Origin of the sequence: Ekhidna sp., from assembly GCF_039960695.1 — a bacterium.
GTDB lineage: Bacteria > Bacteroidota > Bacteroidia > Cytophagales > Cyclobacteriaceae > Ekhidna.
This window is the reverse complement of sequence record NZ_JBDVKP010000018.1, coordinates 84,159-101,831: the sequence shown is the minus strand read 5'-3', so window position 1 is coordinate 101,831 and position 17,673 is coordinate 84,159. Positions and strand designations below refer to the sequence as shown.

At 40.2% G+C, this 17,673-nt stretch carries 11 protein-coding genes; 3 read left to right on the top strand and 8 right to left on the bottom strand.

All coding sequences use genetic code 11. The features are described 5' to 3' along the window. Window positions 1-5 precede the first annotated feature (5 nt). From ABJG98_RS10460 to tpiA, 7 genes are all read right to left on the bottom strand, one after another. Window positions 6-683 carry an OmpA family protein gene (locus tag ABJG98_RS10460; RefSeq protein ID WP_348279462.1) on the bottom strand — a complete coding sequence of 226 codons (678 nt, stop codon included), beginning with the start codon at window positions 681-683 and terminating at the stop codon, window positions 6-8. A 97-nt stretch (window positions 684-780) separates the two neighbouring features. After that, window positions 781-2,088 carry a peptidoglycan DD-metalloendopeptidase family protein gene (locus ABJG98_RS10455; RefSeq protein ID WP_348279461.1) on the bottom strand — a complete coding sequence of 436 codons (1,308 nt, stop codon included), beginning with the start codon at window positions 2,086-2,088 and terminating at the stop codon, window positions 781-783. Between the two features lie 18 nt (window positions 2,089-2,106). Then, complete coding sequence (locus tag ABJG98_RS10450; protein ID WP_348279460.1) at window positions 2,107-4,041, bottom strand: thioredoxin family protein; 1,935 nt, start codon at window positions 4,039-4,041, stop codon at window positions 2,107-2,109. 3 nt (window positions 4,042-4,044) lie between these two features. After that, on the bottom strand, window positions 4,045-5,412 hold the full coding sequence (locus tag ABJG98_RS10445; protein ID WP_348279459.1) for a dipeptidase: 1,368 nt from the start codon (window positions 5,410-5,412) through the stop codon (window positions 4,045-4,047). Window positions 5,413-5,479: 67 nt separating this feature from the next. After that, entirely contained in the window at window positions 5,480-10,423 is a 4,944-nt protein-coding gene (locus tag ABJG98_RS10440) for a hypothetical protein (RefSeq protein ID WP_348279458.1), read from the bottom strand. A 54-nt stretch (window positions 10,424-10,477) separates the two neighbouring features. Then, complete coding sequence (gene prmA / locus ABJG98_RS10435; protein WP_348279457.1) at window positions 10,478-11,302, bottom strand: 50S ribosomal protein L11 methyltransferase; 825 nt, start codon at window positions 11,300-11,302, stop codon at window positions 10,478-10,480. Continuing rightward, on the bottom strand, window positions 11,302-12,066 hold the full coding sequence (gene tpiA / locus ABJG98_RS10430; RefSeq protein WP_348279456.1) for a triose-phosphate isomerase: 765 nt from the start codon (window positions 12,064-12,066) through the stop codon (window positions 11,302-11,304). Before tpiA ends, prmA begins: the two co-directional genes overlap by 1 nt. Before the next feature lie 69 nt (window positions 12,067-12,135). On the opposite strand from tpiA, the gene ABJG98_RS10425 reads away from it, so the two are divergent. The 3 genes from ABJG98_RS10425 (at window position 12,136) to ABJG98_RS10415 (ending at window position 14,725) form a co-directional block, all read left to right on the top strand. Then, window positions 12,136-13,524 (top strand): DUF5687 family protein, encoded by a 1,389-nt coding sequence (locus ABJG98_RS10425; protein WP_348279455.1) that lies wholly within the window; start codon window positions 12,136-12,138, stop codon window positions 13,522-13,524. Next, the gene (locus ABJG98_RS10420) at window positions 13,521-14,210 is read left to right on the top strand and encodes an ATP-binding cassette domain-containing protein (RefSeq protein WP_348279454.1); all 690 of its coding nucleotides are present in this window, start codon (window positions 13,521-13,523) and stop codon (window positions 14,208-14,210) included. Before ABJG98_RS10425 ends, ABJG98_RS10420 begins: the two co-directional genes overlap by 4 nt. 116 nt (window positions 14,211-14,326) lie before the next feature. Next, window positions 14,327-14,725, top strand: a complete 399-nt coding sequence (locus ABJG98_RS10415) for a hypothetical protein (protein WP_348279453.1) — start codon at window positions 14,327-14,329, stop codon at window positions 14,723-14,725. Window positions 14,726-14,737: 12 nt separating this feature from the next. On the opposite strand, the gene uvrA is transcribed toward ABJG98_RS10415, so the two are convergent. Then, entirely contained in the window at window positions 14,738-17,530 is a 2,793-nt protein-coding gene (gene uvrA / locus ABJG98_RS10410) for an excinuclease ABC subunit UvrA (protein WP_348279452.1), read from the bottom strand. Window positions 17,531-17,673 lie beyond the last annotated feature (143 nt).

Genomic DNA, 17,673 nt, shown 5'->3' with positions numbered 1-17,673 from the left:
TTTAATTAACGGCGAATAACTCTTACTTCTACTCTTCTGTTGAGGGTTTTGGCCTCATCAGTTCGGTCCTGTGTCACTGGCTGTGTTCCACCAAATGCTTTGGTGAATATCCTGCTTTTCTTCACTTTTTGGTCAATGAGGTATTCTTGGACAGCAACTACTCGTGCTTCGGAAAGCCTCATATTGGCATCCGGATTTCCAGCGAAATCTGTATGACCTTCGAGTTGAATTATGATGGAAGGATTTTCATTTAACCAAATAGCCAATTCATTGAGCTCAGAGTAGGAGCTAGGCGAGATTTGATCGCTACCACGCGCAAATATGAGATTTTCGAGCTTTCGCAACTCAATAATATCTTCCTCGATATAAATCGTATATTCTTGGTTTCCTTTGACTTCTATTTCATCAGAATACTTGTTAAAGCCACTTTTAGTAACTGAAAAATTATACTTCTCACCTTGAATCAGCTGTATTTCGAAGGATCCATCTGTTTTAGTAGAAGCCATGCCCATATCGTCGTAATAAGGCAATTTTTCGTATAGGATATTTCCTACAACAGGTGTGGAATCCTGTGCTTTCAGCATTTTGCCATAAACCAATACCAAAGTGTCATTAGAGACCTGAGCTTGGGTGGCAGTAACAAAGGCGAGCGAAAAAATGGCAACCAAATAAGTTTTTCGCATTAGTGTTTTGGATGATTTAGTCCAAAATAACTCAAATAAATGCAAAAACTAAAGAATACTTTACCGTTTCGGTTAGAGTATTAGTTATTGTCACCAATTATGGATTAGAGGTTTCCTCAGATTCTAGGGAAATTTTTGCCAATAATGGCTCCAGTTCTATCACTTCAATAGCATCCAATGCAGCCCTTACGGAATCACTAAAAACTTTAAATTGAGCAATTTGAGTAGAATCAATTCCGCTTGAAGAAGGTAAGTCTACCTTTAGGGCATCTACTTGTCGACCATTTTTCCAAAAGCGAAAGCATAAATGGGGCCCATTCGCAAGTCCGGTGCTTCCAACAAAACCGATGGTTTGCCCTTGCTTTACAGTAACTCCAGGACGAATGCCTCTGGCAATCTTTGACATATGAAGATACTGAGTAGTGTAGTTACTGTTGTGTTTTATTTTCACGTAGTTTCCATTACCACCATGATACCGTGCTTCTAAAACCAATCCATCTCCGACTGTACGTATTGGTGTTCCCGTAGGCGCAGCATAGTCTGTACCTAGATGTGCCTTATATCTTTTTTGTACCGGATGGAATCGCTTAGGTGAATACCTCGAGCTTATTCTCGAGTAATTAAGTGGTGCTCTGAGGAGAGTTTTTCTCAAACTATTTCCTACTTCATCAAAAAAATCTACTTTTTCGACAGTTGGGTACGCTATAGCATAATATGGTTTCCCCCAATGTTCAAAATATGCACCCTTTATGCTTTTGATTCCTACAATTTCCCCATCAACGGTTTCTTCCTCAAAGATTAGTTTGAATTTGTCACCTTTAGCAATCCTAAAAAAATCAACCTGCCATGCAAACACATCCACAAGCTGATTTACCAACATTGGAGAAGCTCCTTGATCTAAGATGGCATTGTAAAGTGATGAGTTAATTTCTGCGGCCAATCTTCTTTCTGTTACTGTAATAGGTTTGTTTTGATGTTCCGCATAAATGGAGTCGACCAAATTGTAGACGACAAACTCCGTTGGGGAAGGCTCAAAAATGAACTGACGTGCTGTCTTTAGTGAGTCTCGGTCATGAATTATGGAATATCTGGAACCTGCTTTCAATTTCCTCACGTCGTATACTCCTTTGGCATTTTTGGCCAACGTATGAATGTCTTGAAAAGAGATGTTGAATTTGGAAAGAATTTCAGAAAGGTTTTGATTCCATTTCACTTTTCCCTCACTGATTTCAAATGAATCGATTGGATAACCGTAATAAAGTGTGGGGATATAGAATAAGCTTGAGTCAAGTTCAATCTCCGCAATAGTATCCTCTTCTCCAGCCAGTGGTGTTTGAAAATAGAACGCAGAAATGAGTGCGATTATGAGGCCAGTTATTAACAGCCAAAGTCTCGTTTTTCTCATGTAGTTAGCTTGATGACGCTACAAAGCTGCGTCATTTAGATGGTTTTCCAAGGCTTTATCAAGAAAATCAACAAACACCGAAATGTCCAGATCATAGGCTTTTGGAGCAATCAACATTTCCTCCTCCGCATTTATTATGACATAAAATGGCTGTGCATTGTTATTGAATTGGGTGATCTGAAAATCGGCATTTTGCTGCCCTATTGTCTTTTTGGTCTTGCCATCGTAGGTAGATTGGTACCAGTCGCTTTCTGGTAACTTAGTGCGATCGTCCACATATAGAGCGACTAAGACGAAATCCTTACTTAGCCTCTTTAGTACCTCTGGATCTGACCATACGCGCTGTTCCATTTCTCTGCAATTGACACAGCCATGTCCTGTGAAGTCTATAAAAACAGGTTTACCTTGCTCTTTTGCACATGCTAGCGCTTGCTTGTATTCGAAGTAGCCATTTAGCCCATGAGGCCAGTGGAGGATATCATTGTATTTAGGATCTTCACACGTATTTCCACCAGCTTCTTCTTGCAAAAGGTTAAAATTATGTGTGGACATTGGAGGTAGAAATCCTGAAAGAGACTTTAGCGGAGCTCCCCACAATCCAGGAAGCAGCGATATAACGAATGAGAACGTAGCAACTGCCAGAATTAACCGTGCTACAGAAATTTTATCAGAATCAGAATCACTTTTAAGCTTCAACTTACCGATGAGGTATAAACCAAGGAGACCGAAAATCGCAATCCATAATGCAATGAAAACCTCACGATCGAGAAGTTCCCAATGATATGCCAGATCGGCAACACTTAAGAACTTGAGAGCGAGCGCGAGTTCTAAAAAGCCCAAAACGACTTTTACTGAGTTTAACCAGCCTCCAGATTCAGGAATTGATTTGAGCCAGGCTGGGAATATGGCGAAACCTGTGAACGGAATTGCAAATGCTAATGAAAACCCAAACATGGCCATGGTGCCTTCCAAAATGCTTCCTCCACTAAGTGTGTTTATCAGAGCTGTTCCTACAATTGGAAAGGTGCAGGAAAAGCTAACAAGGACCAAAGTGATGGCCATAAAGAAGATACCAATGAAGCCACCTCTATCTGCTTGTTTATCAATTTTATTGACCAATCCTGAAGGAAGTGTCATTTCGAACAGGCCAAAGAAAGAAAGTGCAAAAACGATGAAAACGGAGAAAATAATCAGGTTGAAAAGCCAATGAGTGCTTAGTTCATTTAGCGCCGTAAAGCCCCAGATAAAGGAGATCAGAAACCCGAGCAGGCTAAAGAAAACGATAATAGATAGTCCATATATCAAAGCTTTAGTGATCCCTTCTCTTTTGCTTTTGCTTTGCTTAAGAAAAATGGATACCGTAATAGGTATCATTGGATAGACACATGGAGTGAGAAGAGCGACTAATCCAGCCAAAAAAGCAGTAAGTAGGATGGACCAGAGGCTACTTCCTTCTTGATCTAATTCGGTCTTTTTTTTTAAATCTTTGGTTTTGCTTGGCAGAGAAAACTCATTATCAAAAGGGATGCACTTACCGTCAACATCAGAGCAAACCTGGTATAGGTAGTTTCCTGAAATCTTAAAGTCTTCTTTTAAAATTTTTACTTTTTGAATGAACAAGCCTTCTTTCTTGAAGTAGCTGTATTCGCCTTCCCAAACTACAGAATCATATCTTCTCAGTGGGTTGATGGGTTGAATTTCTCCAAGAAGTTGATAAGTATCGCTTGATATAAACTCAAACTCTGTGACCATCGGACCTAAATCAGGATCAAAATCTGATGAATAGAGATACCAGTCTTTTTCGATTTTAGCCTTAAAGCGAACTTCAATTTCATCACCGACTTCTGGAGAATTATCTGATAAACTTACCTCCCAGCTAATGGGCTTGAGAATCTGGCTGAAAGCAGATGTGGCAAACAGTATGAGATATGAAAGAAAAAGGGCCTTCTTCATCGATTATGATTTTGACATATCAGTGAAAAACTGATAGAAATGTGAAATCGTTTCAATTCCTCTATAATAGTTGAACAGTCCGTAGCTCTCGTTTGGTGAATGAATCGCGTCTTCATTGAGACCAAAACCCATTAAAATAGAATCCAGACCTAATACATCCTGGAATAATGCAACGATTGGGATACTACCACCTTCTCTGGTAGGAATTGGTTCTTTACCCCAAGTCTTCTCCATTGCTTTTGCAGCGGCTTTATATCCAATCGAATTTGTTGGAATTACAGATGGCTCTCCTCCGTGATGTGGTGTTACTTTCACTTTTACATGATCCGGGGCAATGTTCTGAAAATGCGTGGTGAATAGTTCAGTAATTTCTTTGCTGCTTTGATTAGGAACCAATCTCATGGAGATTTTAGCATAAGCTTTTGAAGGCAACACGGTTTTTGCTCCTTCTCCAATATATCCTCCCCAAATTCCATTGACATCAAGCGTAGGACGAATGCCAGAACGCTCAATGGTGGTGTATCCTTCTTCACCTTTTACAGCGTCAATATTCAGATGCTTTTTATAATCGTCTAAATTGAATGGCGCCTGGTTCATTTTCTTTCTGTACTCAGCAGATAGAATTTCTACTTTGTCATAAAATCCTGGAATTGTGATCTCGCCCTTTTCATTTTGGAGAGAAGCAATCATTTGGCAAAGCGTATTGATTGGATTTCCGACAGCACCACCATATGTTCCAGAGTGCAGGTCACGATTAGGGCCGGTAACTTCTATTTCCAGATAGCTAAGACCTCTAAGGCCAACAGTAATGGATGGTGTATCGTTGCTAAGAATTGCGGTATCTGATATAAGGATTACATCAGCAGCCAATTTTTCCATATTGCCACGAACGAATATTTCGAGGTTTTCTGAGCCAACTTCTTCCTCACCCTCGATCATGAATTTCACATTGCATGGAAGGCTATCAGTTTTGATAAGTGCTTCGTATGCTTTGACATGCATGTATACCTGACCTTTATCATCAGCAGAGCCTCGGGCAAAGATTTTTTCATTCTTCACAACAGGCTCGAATGGAGGTGAATCCCAAAGCTCATATGGATCAGCTGGTTGCACATCGTAATGTCCGTATACAAGTACTGTGGGGAGGCTTGGATCCTTGATGTGCTCAGCGTATACAATCGGGTAACCTGCTGTTTCACAGATTTCTACATGAGTGTCTAGTTCTTCAAACCGATTTTTAAGGAATTCGGCAGCTTGTCTTACATCTCCTGCAAATTTGGAATCTGCGCTTACGGATGGGATACGAAGTAAGTCCAATAGCTCTGACAGGAATTGTTCTTTGTGTTCTTCAATGTAGGAAATCGCGCTCATGAGGTATTTTTTTGGCAAACTTAATTCAGGAAGAGTTGCTCTGCCATACATTAGTGCTAAAAGGTGGTTATTCAAACCCAAACCCATCGTCATCGTCCTCTTCAACAGTGTCGAAGTTTTCATCCTCCACGTTGGCATCGTCAGGGGAAATGAGGTTATATGGTTCTTTGATACCAAAATAGTTCAACCTAAAATCGTTGATGAAAGTCAAGGTCTCGGTTTCTGTTCCCACTGCGATAATCATTTCGCCAGGTTTCGAACTTTCCACATTGGACTTTGACTTTATCAGCTCATTAAACTCTGTATTTGAAGAATACAGGACCAGTTGGTTAAATGTGTATCCAATGTAATACCAAATGCCAGGTGCAGCTTGAATGAAAAGGTTGACAACTTCGGCACCCGACTCATCTTTTTTGATTTCCAAGAATCCGTCAAGTTTCGCGTTGAGGTCGTTTTGATAAATATTTGAGATGGCCAGTTTGGTTGTATTGTGCCATGCTTTCTGATCATTATTCCATTGCATTTTAACGCGGGAAATCAACAACTGTCTTTCTAATTCGCGTGTTACGGACACCAGTGGAGTGTAGTCTTTCAGGCTCGATTGTTCGTACTGCTTCGCAGTTGCATCACTTGTTAGGTTAGCAAGTTTGTAAAGCATTTCTAAAGAAATGTCATTCGCGGGCGGAGGGCCTATACGCTCGATAATCTCAATGAGGTCAGATGCCATTATCTCGAACGAGCCGGAAGGAGCATCCGGAAAATCTAAAGCAATCATAGCATCTGCAGTGTATTCGTTGGATTCTTTATTTCCGACCCCAAGTACCGATGCACCAACTTTTATTTGCGCGTTCAGTGGACTAATAAATTGAGCTTTCCCCTCAAAAATGACAGCCTTTGAACTATCCATATACATCATGGTATGCCCTTGATATGAGCTGCCATTTGTTTTTGCCTGATTTTCAATGCGATAGGTTTGGATAGAGTCTGTATAGGTTAGGTTTCCGCTAGCAACGAAAAAGTCGAGATCAGAACCGTTGGCTTTGGGCTCTACAAATGTGGTGTAAAGTTCATCCCTAACATCCAGATGGATGCCAGCACGAACTACTTCCCCACTTTCCAGGAGCGCGTTATCGAATGGTAGTGAAACATCTCTTTCGCCTTCTTTTCTATTGAATTGCACCCAATAATTATAAGTCGGATCAGATAGATCTAGTTTTACATATCCATCAAGCTCCAATGCTGGTTTTGAGGCAAACATGGTTACAGAACCTTTATAGAAAAAGCCAGGAGAGATTACCACATTTTGACTTTCCATAACTTCCCCACCTGAAACGGTCATCAGTCTGGTCTCATAGTTGCCTCTACGATCTGGCTCACCTACCGGCACTTCTTGCAACTCAAAGCTGTCGAAGCGTATATCGAACGTGTCTACACCTACAATCTGTTGGTAAAATGCGTTTCCTTCAAACTTATTTCTTGAAATGATCCGAATGGATGCTCGATCCAGGTAGTGATACCCGTTTAAGGTGTCGATGATTATCTCAGCATTGTCGAATTTCTGAAGTACAGAATTGGCCAGGATAGTTGTTTCATGACCTTCCGGAATAATCTTCGAATCAGCAACGGTAATGAATGGTATCCCCTGGACATTGAGTTGTTGTGTATTTATATCATAAATAGCTTTTTCAGCATTGAATGCTAATGAATCTAAATCGTCTCTAGTAGTGAAGAAATATGAGTCTTCAATCGGGATGTTATCCGGTTTTGTCATTGTTACAACCGAATCTTCCAGATCCCAAACAGCCTCGGTGATTGACGTCTTCATTTGTGCATACGGAAAAGAGATGGCTGCCACTCCTATACGTTCAGGTCGGATGGTGGCTGTGTTATTTGTAAGATCAAAGTCCAATCGAATATCGTCTCCTGCCATAGCTGGTTTTTCAGAATCATCGGTCAAAACTTCAAATTGAGCATGTCTTGCTCCATACTCTAGCTCTTTAAAGCTTAGTTCTGAAGATATGGCTTTTGAACCGCGGGTGAGCATGGTTCCTCCACCAAAAACACCTTTTGTTGTAATGTTAGCTTCTCCAGTTAATTCTGCCGTTGCATTGTAAAACTTGAAAGGTTCTCCTACTGTCCTCAAATACATACTGTCCTTTCTTGGAAGCCAATACATATCATAGGTGCCAATGACGGCTTCTGGATAGCTCGCTCCCTTATATGTTCCGGGGGAGATTACCCCACCTGTACCATCAGTAGTTACGGAATCTGGATAATAGATAAAGTCGTCTGAATAGATAGTAGTGGTCAGGAAGTCAATTTGGCCATAACCTCGCATCCCTTTATTGCTAAGTCTTATTTCTTCATAAGTTTTAGCTTCTGTACCGTATAGGTTATATCCTTCGGCCGGTATTTGGTGTTTAAAACCTAATGATCGATCTTCCTGAATGTGAAGTGTCTCGGGAAAAGTTGGGAAGATCCCGCCGGAATTAAATGTTCCTTCGAAACTTATGCTTTCACCATCTTTTCGTTCCAGGCTATCTACTTCAAATGGTGGGATTATGAACTTTACAGATTTGTCGTAAGCACCATTTAAAACTTCCTTTCCGTCAAAATACACAATGGCTTCACTATCGGAATTAAAGTATGGATACCTTCTGTTTTCAACTCTTCCTGATTTGTTGTTGCTACTATTGATATGTAGGGTGCCTGAAGTTTCTGTTAGTTCGTTTTGTAGGGTCGTTGTTTGTAGCCCAGCATCAGTATTGGTCGAATCTTTCAACGGAACAGTCAATCGCATTGAATCAATCTGAGGCATATTCACAATAAACTCTTCATAATCAAATTGGTGGCCAAACCCTTTGTATTGAAAATCTCCAGCGTGAATCATGCCATCAAATTCAAGATTGCGTCCTTTAAGAAGAGTCAAGGTACTGTCTTGGGGTTCTCCATATATTTTAAAATCTGTAGTAAGATAAAATCTGGACACACCTCTGATGTTAAGTTTACCACTATCAAGTTGGATGTAGGCATTAGCGCCATTCTTTATTTTTGATGGAACCATTAAATTGTCGAAATCAACAGCTTCTGCCGAGGCATCATAATAAAGGAATGCTTTTGGAAGCAATTTTAAATGCCCAGTGTCCCGATTGTAACTTGCAAAACCATATTGAGAAAGAAGTTTTGCGGCTCCTTGTGCATGTTTCTCATTTATGTCATATTCTACAGCAAGTTCTCCTATATAAAAATCTTCCAGGTCATATTTACGCGCATAAAAGACGAATGCATTGATTGGATGAAAGTCTAAGAACCTGCCTATTTTTCTGTATCTAATCAAGTCGAAGAAATCTTCTGACTCAAATGTGGCTGGTAGCAAATCCTTTCCATTCATTATTTCCATTGAAATAGAATCTGCTTCCATGTTCCAAGTGACCAAATCTACATTCATGGAGACGTCAAAGTAGGAGGATGTATAAGATGTCAATCCACTGTTTCTAAGAACCATCAACTTCCTTGTTGTCATGTCGAATTTGGCACGGACGGATTCATGAGTAATCGAGTCGCTGCCATGAAGTATTGATATTGTGCCGTTGTTCATTGAAACAAGCGAATCACCCAGAATAAATTCTTTTGATTTCAATACAACAGTATTTCCTCTACCGTCAAGAATTTTTAAGGTACCATTTTCGCGTGAAACGGATTTGCCAAACAATCTGTTTCCTTGTAATTGGATGCCCCCGGTATAGCTCAGTTTGTCGTCGTTTAGCTTGACAGTAACATCTGCTTTATTTGATGTGAATATTGGGTATTTATTGCGTGACCGTGCGGGCCTGGCAGTACTTTTAAATTCAAAGACGCCATCAATTTTACCTGCGCCAGTGAGTTGATCGAATTGTAACGAGGCATTAGGCGTCCAAAAATCGGAGCGATCTTTTTTTATGTGGAACTCTTTTAGCTGAACAACAGCACCACGAAATTTTACATTTTGACCAGGCCAATCTAACGAGCCTTGTGATCCTACTAACGTTCTGCTCTTTAAAAGAAAAGTTCCTTTTACGCTTTTAATTTTTATAGAGTCATATGGTGTGGAAAGGATGGTGCGTGCATCTGTTATTTCTATTACTGGTCCTTCCAATTCAGGATGCACATATTGATATTGCTTTAAAGTAAGGTAATCAGTTACTGAAGGTGTGTAGCTTGGGCGCACTGCTTTGGGTTTTTCAACGACTGGCTCGGACTCATTGCCCCACGCATCATTGTTGTTCCCCCAGGAGTCGTTGCTTCCCCATGAATCTTCGGATGAATTGTTATCTCCCCACGAATCATTACTGGTGTCCCAAGAATCGTCGGAATTACCCCAACTATCATTGTTGCCCCATGAGTCATTACTATTTCCCCATGAGTCATCTGCTGGCTCATCTAGAATTACTGGCATCTCGTCTTCTGAGATTAAAACCACAGAATCATCTGGAACGGCTTCTTTAGTAGCCATTTCTTCAGGCTCCAGGTCGATGTACTCATCTAATAGCTTAAATTCATATGAGCCTTCTGCTGCTTGAACTGCTAAATTTTTGCTTAGACTCAGGTAGCGTCTGGCAAAATATATATTAAGGCCAAAGAGAAATTCCTTGTATTCGGACTTGCTGAGTGTTTGAACTACTTGCTCGTTGATCTCCAGAACTTTATTCAGCTGATCTCTTTGAAGGTTTTCCTGAGCTACTGAATAAGCCAGATATGTGAAGTAATGATAGAAATATGGATAAAACTTGTATCCTTTCTTTTGCATTGTCAACGCGATCTTATGAGCTCTATCTTGTTGATCTGCTGTGAATTTGCCATCCCAAGCATTCTGAAAATCAAAAGCTATCTTATTGGCTGATTCAGTCCCAATGGATTTCAGCTTAGCAATAGCTTGTCCTCGAAATTCCGTTTTGTCATTGGAAAATCGCTGTGCATGTGCAGTGTTTACAATCAGCACAAGCGCTAAAACTGAAACTAAAAGCGAGCGCATAGAGTGTTAAAGATATTTATAAGTCCTCACTGTACTGTCAATAAGACGATTGTTTTAGACGGAGAGTTTATCTAGTACGAGCATTGCCCATTTATTGCGGGTTGTAGATTTTATCTTTTTCAACCCATGTTTTGCCGATTCAGCCTCCAGATCTTCGATATCATCTTCATAAAACCCACTGAGTATAAGCTGGCCACCATCTACTAATCGCTTAGCATATTCGCCTATCTGATCAATTAGTACATTTTTATTGATGTTGGCTATGATGATGTCAAAATCTGATTGATCGACTTCTGAAATTTGTCCCAGAACTAACCTCACGTCTTTCACTTCATTCAACGCAAAATTCTCTTCACTATTTTCTATGCACCATTGATCTATATCTGTAGCTGCAAGGGTCGATGCGCCTCGCTTATGAGCCATGATGGCCAAGATGCCTGTGCCCGTGCCTACATCCAATACTTTTTTCTCTGTATGATCGATCGTCATTTGGTAGTCCAGCACCTGATATGTGGTGGCATGATGACCGGTGCCAAAAGACATTTTGGGAGTCACGATAATCTCATACTCAAACTGAGGTTGCGGATCATGAAAGGAGGCCCTGACAATACATTTGTTCCCCACTATGATGGGATTGTAATTTTTCTCCCATTCCTCATTCCAGTTTATTTTTTCTTGTTCCTTAATTAGAAATGAGACATTTGAGTAATTGTTGAAAATTTCTTTTACCTGTTTTTCATCAAATTGGGACTGTTCACAACTCCCCTCAAAGCCATCATCCAACTCCTGAAAAGAATCAAACTTTGCCTCAAAGAGCTCAGCGATCAATACATCAATAAGTTCTGTAGAGCAGGTGACCTTGATGGTAATGAATTCCATTAATCAAAAGCTTTTACAATGTTGGTAAAGTCACGGGACTTAAGGCTTGCCCCGCCTATTAAACCTCCATCAACATCTGGCTGAGAAAAAATTTCTTTTGCATTCTCTGGTTTCACACTTCCTCCATAAAGGATGGAGATTTCCGCAGCTACCTCTTGATCATATTTTAAGGCAATATGGTTTCTAATGAAGGCATGCATCTCCTGTGCCTGCTCTGCTGATGCTGTTACGCCTGTTCCGATGGCCCAAACGGGTTCATAGGCAATCACCACTTTTATAATGTCTTCGGAAGAAAGGTTGAACAATGCCTTTTCCACCTGTAGGCTGACTAGTCTTTCATGATCATTTGCTTCGCGGACTTCCAGTTTTTCTCCACAGCAAAATATTGGTGTGAGGTTGTTCTCGAGAGTAAATTTTATTTTTTCTGCCAATAACTCGTCGGTCTCGCCGAAATATTCACGCCGTTCGCTATGACCCAATATAACATGTGTAGCGCCGGAAGAAACCAACATCGCCGCTGACACCTCACCTGTAAAGGCACCACTTTGACTCTGATGACAATTTTGTGCGCCTAGTAAAACTTTATTGGAAGAACCTATTAGGCTGTGAATACCTGTGAGGTGAATAAAAGGAGGTATCAAGATTACTTGCGCATCATTTTTCACCTCATCTTCTACCATATGGATTACTTCTGAAGCTAGTTTTTTACCTTCTGGTAGCGTGCAATTCATCTTCCAATTTCCAGCCACAATATTTTTTCTCATGTCCTTTGTAAGTTTTAAGAGTGCAATGATACTAACCGAGAAGCATTATCGCTCCAAAACCTATCCTGAATGAATTTATTCTATCTAAGACATCATTATCAATCAGTTGTTAGAAGTACCTCCTTCGATGGTGAAGTGCTTGCATTTATCATAATAGCAATTTTGTTTGGTAGCTCAATTGCACTCACCTATGATCAGCTGGAGTTTTATGCAGGTTCTACAAGTGAATTCTTTTTTCAACGAGAGATAAACTATCACCTTTTTTTGATGCTCTATCTCTTTTTGGATTTGCTGATACGGCTGGTATATAGAAGGCCTTTGCCCAAGCTGAAGTACTATGTGCTTTGGAATAGTGCTTCGAAGCAGATTGCAAGCCAATATTTGTTCACATCCCTATTCGGCATCATGCCATTTGTTTTGGCGATTACCATGTTCATCGTTGCCTTTAAAGCAAATGAGTGGCTGGGCACTACAGCGATGATTACTGTTGGCGCATGGTGGTTAAGCAATCACTTTGTTGGGCTCATCTCTCAATTTGCCAATAGCAAAATAAAAACCTTCATAGTCATAGCTCTATTTCTCACCGTGCTTATTCAATGGCTTTTGCCGTCACTACATATTGGACATAGTTTAATTAATCCATTGATTGCTTGTGTGATGCTAGCAATAAGTGCTCTTCTTGCTTACCATATGGTCAAGAGTTCAATTGAAAAAAGAGAAGTTCACGAAGAACAAGGGAAGTCAGGACTTTTAGAATCACTGCCTGTATTAAGCTTCAAGAATCCAGTATTTCAACTGGAATGGGCATTACTCGTTAGAAACAAACGGACAAGAAGCAATTTATTGCTAGGCTTGATTAGTGTATTATTCCTTCCATTTTTGGTCGATGGCAAAACGGAATGGATGATGACCACACTAATTTTTTTCATTACTACTGGGTTTTTCATCATTCAACACGGGGTGTATTCATTGGGATGGGAAGGGAGTTACTTTGACTTTCTAATAACTAATATTTCACCAAGTAATTTCATAAAAACAAGGTACCTGTTTTATGCGGGCACTTGTGTTGTTGGATTGCTTTTTGCCTCTATTCCTACAATGATAAACGGATTAAGTTGGACCAGTTTATTTGTGTTATTCCTTTACAATGTAGGTGTAACCATCCCATTAGTTCTTTACCGATCTACCTTAAATAGGACGAAAATTGTTTTAACGGAGAATTCATTCATGAATTATAGTGGGATGATGACAGGGCCGATTTTTGTAAGCAGTTTTCTCGTGACCTTATTACCATTATTTATTTATGGGATAGGTCAGGCGGTAATTGGAGAAAACGCGATATATCTGTTGGGACTTATGGGCATAGTTGGCTTAATGTTATTTAATCCTATCACCGATCTGATCGCAAAAAAATATCATTCAAAAAAATATCATTTATCTCAAAGCTTTAAGTCATGATCAAAATTCAAAATCTTACTAAATCTTTTAATGGTATCTCTGCACTTAGCATTGAAGATTTGGAAATCCATCCAGGAGAATGTGTGGGTATTGTGGGAAATAATGGAGCTGGCAAGACTACATTTTTTAAGTCTGTATTGGATCTGCTAAAACCTGATTCAGGTTTCGTAGCTGTCGAAGATGTTCACGTGAATATTTCGGCGGATTGGCAAAATCACCTCAACGCCTTTATAGATGAATCTTTTCTAATTGAATTTTTGAAGCCTAAAGAATATTTAACATTCATTTTGAAGATGAAAAAATCTCAGTTTGATGTAGAAGAACTTCTTGCAAACTATTCTGATTTTTCTAACAAGGACATTACTGAAAACAAGAAATACATCCGCGATTTATCTACAGGTACTAAAGTGAGAATTGGTGTTTTATCGATACTCGCCGGAGATCCAAAATATATGATTATGGATGAGCCATTTGCGCACTTAGACCCTACATCTCAAGCGAAGTTGAGAAAGCTAATCCGCGCACAAAAAGAAAAAGGTAGATGCGTCATTGTCTCTAGTCATAACCTTCAAAATATTGCAGAATCGTGTGATCGAGTGATATTAATTGAAGCAGGCCAGGTTAAATATGACGTGGAGGTGAATGACGTGAATATGAGAAAGTTGGGAGCGTATTTTGACAACTAAAACAATAGACAACGAGATTAATCGATAGAGGCCTACGACTCATCAATTAGTGATGTGGATATCGATGATAATAAATAGTTTCTCATCATCTTGTAGAATTAAAATCTCTTTGATACATGAAAGATGTTGTAAAATTCAGAGCGCTAGTCGGGATAGCGCAGGCAGATGGCGACTTTGATAGCTCTGAAAAAGAATTTATTCGTCACCTAGCTGATCTCGAAGGCTTATCATTAAAAGAGCTCAAAGAGCTTCTCAAGAGCGCGGATAAAACAGAGAACCTCATTAAGAATCTGAGTTTTGATGATAAAGTTGATATACTCATCTATACGGTGAAGCTCATGAAGATTGATGGCAAGGTTTTGCTGAGTGAAATTAAATTCAGTGAAAAAGTAGCCAAGGCGCTTGGTTTTGAAGAAAAGGCGATAGGATTTTTATCAGGAATTATAGAGGGTAATCCTAACGATACCCCAAATGTTGGAAGCATTAACCATCGAATGAGAAAATACTTGAATTGAGTGAAGTTAATTCTACAGTTTCTCCTTTAGGTATTGTGCAGTGTAGTTGTCTTTCAATTTGATCATATCTTCAGGCAACCCTGCAAAACAAACTGTTCCACCTTCTTCCCCACCTTCCGGCCCGAGATCTATGATCCAGTCGGCGTTCTTGATTACCTCTGTATTGTGCTCAATGATCACTACTGAATTACCAGCATCTACTAATGCATTAATCGCATCAAGTAGCTTCTTGATGTCATGAAAATGAAGACCTGTGGTTGGCTCATCAAAAATGAAAAGGATGTGATCCGTATTGTTGCTTTTGCTTCCCTTTGATAAGAAGCTAGCTAGCTTCACACGCTGTGCTTCTCCACCACTTAAAGAGTTAGATCCTTGTCCAAGTTTCACATAGCCAAGACCTACATCAAAAAGCGGTTGAAGTTTATTAATAATTGTGTTATTCCCTTCAAAGAATTCGATGGCTTCCTGCACGGAAAGGCCTAGGACTTCCGCAATGTTTTTGTCATTGTACTTGACTTCAAGTATTTCTTTTTTGAAGCGCTCACCTCCACAGTTTTCGCACGTTAAGTGAATGTCTGCCATGAATTGCATTTCAATCTTCACAGTTCCTTCCCCTTCGCAAACTTCACATCTTCCACCATCAACATTGAAAGAAAAATGGGCAGGTTTAAAATTGTTGGTTTTAGAAAATGGCTGATCCGAGAAGAGCTGACGGATTGCATCATAGGCTTTCACATATGTCACGGGGTTGGAACGCGAACTTTTCCCGATGGGGTTTTGATCTACGAATTCAACCTGTGTAATTTTCTTATAATTCCCAGTTAGATTAATAAACTTTCCGGAAGCTTCGCCGATTAGTCCAAGCTGCTTGCCGATGGCCGGATGAATGATTTTACGAACAAGTGTAGACTTACCGGAACCACTTACACCCGTAACAACTGTCAGCACCCCAAGAGGCACTTCAACATCAATATTCTTAAGATTATTTTCTCGGGCACCTTCTATTAGTACCGAAGTTCTCCAAGGTCTTCTTCGCTCTGGGACCGGGATAGTTTCCATGCCCTGAAGGTATTTGGAAGTGTAGGAATTGGTATCACCATTCATTTCTGAGGTTTTACCCTGAAAGACAAGTTCTCCTCCAAATACGCCTGCGTCTGGTCCAATGTCAATGATTTGGTCTGCCGCTTCCATCACCTTCTCCTCATGCTCAACTACGATAACCGTATTTCCAACATCTCGGAGCGTTTTTAATACATCAATCAGTCGATCAGTATCTCTCGGGTGGAGGCCAATGCTGGGCTCATCCAAAATGTACATAGACCCAACCAGTGCACTACCGAGTGAAGTGGCCAGTTTAATTCGCTGAAATTCGCCACCAGAGAGCGTGCTTGTTAAACGATTCAATGTCAAGTATCCTAGACCTACCTGCTCTAGATATGTCAGGCGGTTTTTGATTTCTTCTAAGATTCGTTTAGCTACTTTTTCGTCATGTTTATCCAGCTTGATCGATTTAAAGAATGGCTTCAGTTTCTTAACTGGCATCAAGACCAAATCTGTAATGGAATGATCAACGATTTTCACATAACTCGCATCTTTTCTTAGCTTGGTTCCTCGACAGTCCGGACAAGTTGTCTTACCTCTGTAGCGAGAGAGCATCACACGGTATTGAATCTTATGAAGTTTGGATTCAAGGTGAGAAAAGAAGGCATTTAATCCTTCAAAGTATTCGTTTCCAGTCCAAAGCAAATCGTATTCTTTTTGCGTCAGCTCTGCTATCGGCCGGTGGATGGGGAACTCAAATCGAATGCCGTCTCTAAGCAAAGGTTCTGCCCATTTTTTCATGGTTTCTCCTTTCCAAGGAGCAATAGCACCTTCATAAACAGATAGGTTTCGATCCGGGATTACCAAGTCAGGATCTATTCCAAGGACTCTTCCAAAGCCTTCACATCGGCGACAGGCCCCATATGGGTTGTTGAAGCTAAAGAAGTTTACACTAGGCTCTTCAAATAGAATATTATCTAGTTCAAATCGGTCAGAAAATTTCTTTTTGCCTTTGCCTACGATGGTCACAAAGCAATCCCCTTCTCCCTCAAAAAATGCAGTTTGCACAGAGTCGGATAACCTGAACTGGGTGGCCTCATCGTTTTGTACTGCAGCTCGATCAATCAGGATTTCAACGGTTTCTTTTGGCTTTTCTTTTGACTTGAGAATGTCTTCAATGAATGCTACTTCTGCACCAATCATGATTCGCGTGTATCCTTTGCTCATCAGGATTTCAAGCTCTTTGGATAACGATCGTTTTTCCTTATGCTTGAGGGGGGTTGTGATCATGAGCTTTGCTCCTTCCTCATGCGAAAGAATATAATCAACGACATCCGTAACGGTATCTTTTTTCACTTCTTTACCAGAAACAGGAGAGATTGTTTTTCCAATCCTTGCGAAAAGTAGTTTGAGATAATCGTAAATCTCAGTGGTTGTTCCAACAGTAGACCTTGGATTTCTTGAAGATACTTTTTGTTCAATTGCGATTGCTGGCGCAACTCCTTTGATATAGTCCACCTCAGGCTTTTCCATGCGCCCAAGAAACTGACGGGCGTAGGAGCTCAAACTCTCCACATATTTTCTTTGACCCTCGGCAAAAAGCGTATCAAATGCCAGCGAAGATTTGCCAGAACCAGACAGACCGGTAATGACTACCAGCTGATCACGCGGTATCGCGACATCCAGGTTTTTGAGGTTATTCACTCTCGCACCTTTAATGATGATGTATTCTTTAGGGTCTAGTTTGTCAATTTTTCCAACCATTTTGGGGGTTCACCTGTCTATGAAACACTAACAAAGGAATTCGGTTCGGTGCGCTGCAAAAATAAGAAGCTTACTTTTCCTAGTTGTTGAATTTTTATATTCTTGTCCGCTAAATTATTTCAAACCCCAAACGATACAATATG